At 52.8% G+C, this 1,360-nt stretch carries 2 protein-coding genes; both read right to left on the bottom strand.

What is annotated here, in order from left to right:
- On the bottom strand, positions 1 to 497 hold a 497-nt coding region (locus AC01ZF_RS17505; protein ID WP_476575544.1), incomplete at its 3' end, for a hypothetical protein.
- 12 nt (positions 498 to 509) lie between these two features.
- Positions 510 to 1,360 (bottom strand): phage terminase large subunit family protein (locus tag AC01ZF_RS17500; protein ID WP_476575543.1); only part of this gene is annotated, 851 nt, incomplete at its 5' end.

The raw sequence follows: 1,360 nt of genomic DNA, 5'->3' as shown, positions 1-1,360 counted from the left end.
TGCGCGCCAAAGATCGGGGGGTAGAATTCAAACTGCAATGGGTCGCGTAACCAAAACGATGTTGGTACCATGTACCGCGTTCGTGTCCGCACGCCAACCAACCGCGTGCCCATAACCCGTTTTAGCTCGTACTGTGGAATAGCCATGCCATCAACAAGATAGCTGATGATCACGCTATGAATGACTTCATTAATCTTGTCCGCAATAGCATCGTAAAGTGCATATGTTTCATCATCCGGTTGCTCGCCACCAATCAATGGTACGTCGCTGTTTGCCAAGCCAGAGGCGGCCAAATCAGCGATACGTTGGATAACTGACGCGATATGGGGGTCATGCTGGTAATACCACCGGCTTGCATTGACAATCTCACGGTATGACCGCGGTGTATCGGTCAATGCACCAGGTGCGAAGCCAGCAATCACCTGTGGTACAGGAATTGGCCCCCCCGCGTAGGATCGTGAATAGCTGCTTGTTACCTTTCCCAGTTCTTGCTCCATGCCCCGCCTCTCCTACCGTGCCGAGCGATACACCCCTAGCGGTTTGGGTAACGTTTTCCGGAATGACGTGAGACCAGATAGGCGATCCGCCATAGCCCAACAGATAAATGCAGCAAAGATATGGTCGTTTGCCGATGCGCCGGTTCCTGTCTCACTCAAGATGTAGTAGCTATCGGCCCCGCTGGTGGTGGTGCGTTTCGTGATACGCTCTAACTCGTTCGCTGCTTCAAAATCAATCTCAGAGAAGACCAAGCGATGGTCTTGAATTGCGCGCACCAGGTGAAGTGCGCCAATGGTTTTGGTTGGTGCGTTGTGCTCCACATCAGTAGCAACACGTTCGTTAAACACTACCGGCAACAAGACATCACGGTACCGGTGTGCTTTGTACGTGTCGTTATACGTGAGTGCGTGCAGTATTTGCAAGCCACCACCGCCGGAGCTGGTGTCCAGGCCCACCCGCATCGGGCGAAAATGTTGGAACAGTTCGTGCAAAATCCGCTGCTGTAAATCAAAATCAATCCGCTGTAAGACAACACGATAGATATGTCGCCACACTGAATTATGACGCACCGTCACCACAACCACCGTCGGATCAACGTATCCAGTGTCTATGCCAATAAGCACATCGACGCCGGCCACGTCAGGGGGCTCGATAAGCGAATTCCAGTGAATCCCTTGCTTGACGTGTTCGCTCGTGTAGCGATCCACCTTGAACGCAAACGGTTCCGTTTTAAACTGCTCCCGTTGGATGATGCTAAAGACGGGACGTCCATGCTCGCCGAGTACAAGCTGCCGGTACTCATCACTCTCTTCGCCTCCGTACCGACGCAAGTTGTCCATGTCCATGCTGCGCGTGTAGTACG

Source organism: Chloroflexus sp. (assembly GCF_056331925.1).
Note: the sequence above shows the minus strand (reverse complement) of the source record. Positions and strands in the feature narration are given on the sequence as shown.